Source organism: Dyadobacter sp., from assembly GCF_051859145.1.
Classification (GTDB): Bacteria; Bacteroidota; Bacteroidia; order Cytophagales; family Spirosomataceae; genus Dyadobacter.
The window spans coordinates 1-7,407 of record NZ_JBHYGF010000213.1 but is presented as its reverse complement, the minus strand read 5'-3'; the positions used below and the strand labels follow the sequence as shown (position 1 = coordinate 7,407).

The 7,407-nt window shown below is 50.2% G+C and carries 5 protein-coding genes; 4 read left to right on the top strand and 1 reads right to left on the bottom strand.

All coding sequences use genetic code 11. The features are described from left to right. From ACTIE6_RS13440 to ACTIE6_RS13425, 4 genes are all read left to right on the top strand, one after another. Positions 1 to 1,980 (top strand): SusC/RagA family TonB-linked outer membrane protein (locus ACTIE6_RS13440; RefSeq protein WP_439557127.1); only part of this gene is annotated, 1,980 nt, incomplete at its 5' end. Between the two features lie 11 nt (positions 1,981 to 1,991). After that, a complete protein-coding gene (locus ACTIE6_RS13435) occupies positions 1,992 to 3,422 on the top strand; it encodes a RagB/SusD family nutrient uptake outer membrane protein (RefSeq protein WP_439557126.1) in 1,431 nt (476 codons plus the stop codon). Between the two features lie 19 nt (positions 3,423 to 3,441). Next, positions 3,442 to 4,965 (top strand): sulfatase, encoded by a 1,524-nt coding sequence (locus tag ACTIE6_RS13430; protein ID WP_439557125.1) that lies wholly within the window; start codon positions 3,442 to 3,444, stop codon positions 4,963 to 4,965. A gap of 25 nt (positions 4,966 to 4,990) precedes the next feature. After that, complete coding sequence (locus ACTIE6_RS13425) at positions 4,991 to 6,397, top strand: sulfatase family protein (protein ID WP_439557124.1); 1,407 nt, start codon at positions 4,991 to 4,993, stop codon at positions 6,395 to 6,397. 30 nt (positions 6,398 to 6,427) lie between these two features. On the opposite strand, the gene ACTIE6_RS13420 is transcribed toward ACTIE6_RS13425, so the two are convergent. Further along, a partial coding sequence (locus tag ACTIE6_RS13420) for an ABC transporter permease (RefSeq protein WP_439557123.1) occupies positions 6,428 to 7,407 on the bottom strand: 980 nt, incomplete at its 5' end.

Here is a 7,407-nt window from a genome sequence, read left to right as displayed (position 1 = left end):
AACCTGAATTACTCGGACGAAAAATTCAAGTTCGGACTGAGCCTGAATTCCAGCAATGTAAAGGATGATTTTGTGCCAAATGGTGTGAGCGTCAATGAGAGCGCGGGGGTGATCAATACGGCTATTTTCCAGGACCCCACGCTGCCGGTCAGGAATGCGAATGGTACCTGGGCACAGACGCAGATTGTTAACCTCGAAAATCCAGTGGGACTGGCCAACGAGGTCAGCGATTTTGCCACTACCAACCGCACATTCGCGAGTGTATTTGCAGAGTATTTCTTCCTGCCTTCGCTATCTGCCAAAATCAACTTCGGAACAGACCGCCAGGATTCGCGCCGAGACATTTTCACTTCCCGCCTCACCAAAAGGGCAGAAGGTACCAGGGGCGTAGCTAATGTACTCACGAGCAATTCATATAACAACCTGATCGAATTTACGGCGCGTTACAGCAAGGCGCTGGACAAAAACAACCAGCTTGAAATACTCGGCGGCTACACTTTCCAGGAATTTGAAACAAGCTCACTTACAGCCGGCGCGCAAAACTTCCCGCTTGATGCACTGGGTACGGATAACCTTGCCGCCGGCGCGCAAAGTACATTTTCATTGGGTTCAGGTCGCACAAAAAACCAGCTGCTTTCCTATCTCGGCCGCATTAACTATAACCTTTTTGACAAATACCTGCTAACTGCGTCCATTCGCGCCGACGGTTCTTCAAGGTTTGGGGATAATAACAAGTACGGTGTTTTCCCTTCTGTTGCATTAGGCTGGCGCATAAAAGATGAGCTATTTTTGAAAAATGTCCGCACAGTCACTGATCTGAAATTCCGCGCCAGCTACGGGGTAACCGGCAACCAGGATATCGGCAGCTACAAATCGCTGGTACTGCTCGGGCCGCAGGGACAAGCCATTTTTGACGGCGCGCCTTATGTAGGTATCTCCACTACCCAGCTCCCTAACCCAGACCTGAAATGGGAAACTACCACGCAGCTTGATTTGGGAATTGATTTCGGAGTGCTGGATAACAGACTGACAGGTAGTATTGACTATTTCCACAAACAAACCAAAGATCTGCTGCTGCAACTTCCCGTGCCGCGTACCACGGGTTTTACCACAACATTTAAAAATGTGGGCGGCCTGAAAAATTCTGGATTTGAGTTTGGGCTGAATTCTATCAACATCACTGCGCCATTTACCTGGCGGACAGCTGCCAATTTCTCGACCATCAAAAATGAGGTAACAGACCTGGGCGCATTGCCGTTTATCCTGGGCGGCTCGGCGGGCTTTACCAACGATTTTACGATCATCCGCAAAGGCGATCCGCTCAATGCCTACTATGGTTACATTGTTGACGGTGTGTTCCAGACCGGCGAGAATATTGCTTCTTCTGCGCAGCCTTTGTCGCGGCCGGGCGAGTACAAGTACCGGGATGTAAATGGCGACGGGGCGATCAACTCGCAGGACCGGACGATCCTTGGTTCACCGTTTCCGAAATTCACTTACGGGCTGAATAACGATTTCACTTACGGGCCTTTCAACCTCTCTTTTTTCTTCCAGGGTGTGCAGGGCAGCCAGATGTTCAACCTCAACCGGACCGAGTCTGAAAACCCGATTTCTTTCCGCCGCAACCGGCTGCTGGAAACCTATACCGACCGCTGGACACCAACAAACCCGACCAGCAAAAACTCCTCTGCAGTTCCCGTCGCGGTGGCTTACACGAGCAATGTGAACAGCCGGGCGGTGGAAGATGCTTCTTACCTGCGCCTGAAAACCTTGCAGCTCAGCTACAATTTTCCGACTGCCAAATGGAAATATGTACGCAATGTGCAGATCTACGTAACCGGGCAGAACCTGTTTACCATTACAAAATACACGGGCTACGATCCCGAAGTGAGTGCATTCGGAACCTCCAATGTGCGCGCAGACTACAATGCATTTCCGCTTTCACGTACTTACACAGCTGGTTTGAGTATTAATCTTTGATTTTGATAAAAATGAAAAAGCTGCTATATATCTTTTTATTGCTCACTGTTTTAGGCTGTGATAAGCCACTGGAAGAAGAAGTTTTTTCTTCATTCGGTCCTAATAACTTTTTTAAAACGGCCGACGATGCCGAGGCGCTGCTGAATGCAGCTTATGCGCTGGAACAAAAGCAGGGTACCGACGGATTCAGGAACATTTTTGTGATGGCCGAAGTCACTACCGACCTGCTTATTATCCGGGAAGGCGGGTTGCGCGGACTGGCCCAGCCGCTGGAAGATTTTACCTGGAATGCTTCGCACGAATTTTTCGATGTAGCCTGGACGCGCTATTATAGTGGCATTTACCGCGCCAACCTGGTGATAGACAATGTGCCTGCGATTGAACTGGACGAGGAAAGAAAGAAGCAGATCATCGCCGAAGCCAGGTTCCTGCGCGCCAGCGGATACATTTATCTGTATGATCTTTTTGGGCCGACTCCGCTCATCACCAGCAGCATCAGCAGCAGTGAGGACCGGCCGGCGCGTGCGACGAAAGAAGAGTTCGTCAAATTTGTGACGGATGAGCTGAATGCAGTAAGTGCGATCCTTCCGGTGAAAGCCAAAAATTACGGCCGGGCGACAAAAGGCGCGGCGCTCGCATTTCTTGCCAAATTTTACCTCAACAATAAAGAATGGGCAAAAGCGAGCGAAACAGCTCAAAAGGTCATTGATCTGAACACTTACAGCTTGTTTAACAGTGCTAACCGCGCCGATTTGTTCAAGCTGGCCAATGAGGTAAACAGCGAGTTCATTTACGTGAGGCCGCACATTGCGCAGCCGGGACTGGGTACCAACTACCTGGCCCACGCCGCGCCGCCGAGCTACAAATTCAAGGGTAACCCGAAGGCGAACTACGCGACACAACTGAAAACGCTCTCTGCATTTTATGATTCTTTTGACCCCAAAGATCAGCGCAGGCAGGTGTTCCTGACGGAGTACGACGATCTGAGCGGCAAGCACATTGTGTTGGGTCAGGATGATAAAAGGAGCTTCAAGTTTGAGGAAGACCTGACTGCCACCGCAGCCGATCTGGGCAATGATTTTCCGGTAGTACGTTACGCAGATATCCTTTTAAGCAAGGCGGAGGCATTGAATGAGCTGAATGGCCCGACTGCGGAGGCGCTCGGCCTTCTGAATCAGGTGCATGAAAAGGCGGGTCTGCCTGCATTGACACTAGCGCAGCTTCCGACTAAAGAAGCTTTTCGCGCGCAGATATTGAAAGAAAGAGGGTGGGAGTTCTTCTCGGAAGAGCTGCGCCGCCAGGATCTGATCCGCCACGGCAAATTTATCGAATGGGCAAAGGCGCGCGGCAAAGTTGCATTTGATCACCAGGTACTTTTCCCGCTGCCGCAAAGCGAGATCGACCGTAATCCAAACCTCAAACAGAATGAAGGTTATAAATAAGTTTTTGAATTGCATTACAATGATTTTGGTACTGACAGGCTTGTCGGTACCAAAGCAGGTGTGGGCTCAAAGCGCTAGACCGAATATTGTCGTCTTCCTGGTAGACGATATGGGCTGGCAGGATACTTCTGTACCATTTTGGGAGAAGGTATCTGACTTCAACAAGCGGTACCATACTCCGAATATGGAGCGGCTGGCGAGGGAGGGAATGAAGTTTACCAATGCATATGCAATGCCCGTATGTACCCCCACGCGCGTGAGCCTGATCACGGGAGTGAATGCCGCGCACCACCGCGTCACGCACTGGACATCGCCCAACCAGAATACCAATACCGATTTTGCAGACACAACCATGCAGTTTGTGGACTGGAATATCAATGGTTTCAGTCCTGAGGCCAATGTGCCACATACTTTTCACGGAACAGCATTGCCTGCGATTTTGCGCGACAACGGCTATTACACGATCCATAGCGGCAAAGCGCATTTCGGCTCGAAGGGCACTCCGGGTTCAAATCCACTCAATCTGGGTTTTCAGGTCAACATCGCAGGGAGCGAGATCGGGCACCCGGCGAGTTACCTGGGCGAGAACAATTATGACCGACCGAATAATGGAAAGCCTAACCGCAATGCGGTACCCGGCCTGGAAGCTTACCACGGTACCGACACTTTCCTGAGCGACGCAATTACAATTGAAGCTTTAAAGGCGCTCGAAAAGCCTATTTCGGAGAAGAAGCCGTTTTTCCTCTACCTCTCACATTATGCAGTCCATACGCCGCTTGATGCGGATAAACGCTATATCGACAAGTACCTGAAAATGGGCCTGGATAGTTTGGAAGCAAAATATGCGGGGCTGATCGAGGGAATGGACAAGAGCCTGGGAGATGTGCTGAAATATCTGGACGACAAAAAGCTCGCTGATAACACGGTGATCCTTTTTATGTCAGATAACGGCGGGCTGAGCACCAAGCCGCAGCGCGGCGGCAAAGCGTGGACGCACAACCTGCCGCTCAAATCAGGTAAAGGATCTGTGTATGAAGGAGGAATTCGCGAGCCGATGCTGGTGCGGTGGCCGGGCGTGGTAAAGCCGCAGACAACCGCGACGCAGTATGTGATTGTGGAAGATTTCTTCCCGACTATCCTGGAAATAGCTGGTGTGAAAGGTCCTGAACTGATCCAGCAGGTTGACGGAAAGTCCTTTTTGCCGATCCTGAAAAACCCTGCATTTAAAAATGATCAGCGCACGCTGGTGTGGCATCATCCCAACCGCTGGATCGCGCAGGAAGGACCTAACATCCATTTTGCAAGCGCATTGCGCAAAGGCGACTGGAAACTCATTTACGATTACCGGAACCGGAAGCTGGAACTCTACGACCTCAAAAATGACATTGGCGAGCAAAATGACCAGGCAGCTGCCAATCCTGCGAAAACAAGGGAGCTAGCCGCATTGCTGACCGCACAGCTGAAAAAATGGAACGCCCAATTACCTGTTTTCAAAAAATCCGGAAAGCCGGCCGCGTGGCCTGACCAGCTTGCGACGCGCTGAATTCTAATTTGATAAAAACATTTCAATGAAAAGATATCCCATATACGCACTCCTGATTACCCTGTTTTTAAGTTCAGCGACCGCATTTGCCCAAAAAACCAAACAGCCAAATTTCATCATCATCCTCGCCGACGATCTCGGTTACGGCGACCTCGGCGTTTACGGTCACCCGACGATACGTACACCGAACCTGGACAAAATGGCGCTGGAAGGAACGCGGTTTACGCAGTTTTATGTAGCGGCCAATGTGTGCTCGCCCAGCAGGGCCGCATTGCTTACCGGGCGGCTGCCGGTCCGAAACGGGGTTTTTGGCACAAGCGCGGCCAACAAAGTCTTTTTTACCAATTCCACCAGCGGCTTGCCTTTACGCGAAACAACGCTGGCCAAAGCATTGAAGGGAAAAGGTTACCAGACTGCGATTGTAGGAAAATGGCATTTGGGCTCGCTACCTGAGTTTTTGCCGACCAACTACGGCTTCGATTCCTACTTCGGCATTCCGTATTCCAATGATATGGGCAAAGAATCTTTCCGTACTGATGCGAATGGAAAACCGATCGTTGCTGACAATCCCGTTTTGCCTTTGTACCGCGATACCAAGGTGGTGGAAACCGAGCCGAACCAGGATTTGCTGACCAAAAGGTTTACCAGTGAAGTGACCGATTTGATTACCAAAAACCGAAGCAAACCTTTTTTCATTTATTACGCCAGTCCGTTCCCGCACGTTCCGCTGCACGCTTCGCCTGATTTTGCAGGAAAAAGCAAGCGCGGACCTTACGGCGATGTGGTAGAAGAACTGGATTGGAGTGTCGGGCAGATTTTGAACAAACTGAAAGAACTCAAACTTGACCAAAATACATTCGTCGTGTTCCTGAGCGACAATGGTCCCTGGCTGATGAAAAGCCTGATTGATGAAAACGGCGGCTCTTCGGGACTGCTTTACGAAGCGAAAGGGTCTACTTACGAAGGCGGAATGCGCGTGCCGGCTATTGCCTGGATGCCCGGAACGGTTAAGAGCCAGGTTTCATCAACCGTAGCCACTTCAATGGACCTTTTTCCAACGATATTGAAATGGGCCGGCGCAGAGGTACCTGCAAATACGCGGCTCGATGGCAGCAATATCGCCGATATCCTGACAGGTAAGTCCGGGAAAAGCGCGGAGATCGTTTATTACTATGAGAATAACGATCTGTACGCAATCAGAAAAGGACCTTACAAGCTGCATTTCAAAACCAATGCGTCTTATTCACAAAAGCCGGCAGCCGTGCATAATCCACCTCTTTTGTACAACCTGGAACACGATCCTTCCGAAAAATTCGAGATTGGCAGGAAGTACCCGCAAGTAATTGAAGAACTATCTGCGGCAGCCAAGCAACATCTTGCAACAGTAGTTCCGGTGGATGCTGAGCTGGATAAAAGAGCCGCTAAAAAGTAACATCAACGAATTGCAGGTACCAGTCCGGAGCTACTCACTTTTCAATATCTCAGCGGGGTTGCTCCGGGCTGCTTTGGCCGTTTGCCAGCTGATCATCAACAATGCCAGCAGCATTACTGCAATGGCGCCGCTTACCAGTTCAGTCATGCCGATAGGTTGGTGGTAGACGAATTTGGTTAAAAACACCTGATCGAAAAGTAAATAGGTAACCGGCAATGCAACAGCGGCCGCAATAGCGAGCAGCAACAGAAAATTGCGGCAAAGCAGGAATACCAGCCCGGCCTGGCTTGCGCCCAAGACTTTGCGGATGCTGATCTCTTTGAGTTTTGTTTCCGTTGTGAAAACAACCATTCCAAACAACCCGAGCGAGGCAATGCAAATGGCGAGGAATGCAATAAAGCCCACGATTTTGATCATTACGGAGAACTGGCTGTAAGCTTCCTGGATCTGCTCATCGTAAAAACGTGCTTCCAGGGTATGTACTTTGTCGAACTTCTTCCAGATGTTTTCCACCTTTTCCATCATGCCTTTAAGGTCGCCGGATGCAACTTTCAGGTTCAGATAACCGCTGGGCTCGCTTGCCGAGTAGAGGAGCATCACGGGGTCGATCTTGCTTTCCATTGTTCCGTAATGGAAATCTTTCAACACGCCGACTATCGTCAGCTTCTTTCCTCCCACCGTGATCAGCTCTCCCAACGCTTTCTGAGGATTTTGTCCGGCAATATTGAAGCGCTTTAATACCTGCTGGTTTACAATCACCTCACTTTCATTGCCTTTTTCAGGACGCAGTTTGAAGTTGGTACCTGCCAAAAGTTTATGCTGGTGCACGGGAATGTAGTTTTCGTCTACGGTATTATGCCATACTACCGCGGAATCGCCCGGATTATACCTGACGTTTTCTCCATAAAAGCTCCCCACGCTGGTGATCATCCTGGATGTTGATATCCCTTTTACCTCCGGCAGCTCAGCGAGTTCTTTCTTCAATGCAGCGGCTTCTTTGCCACGCAGCT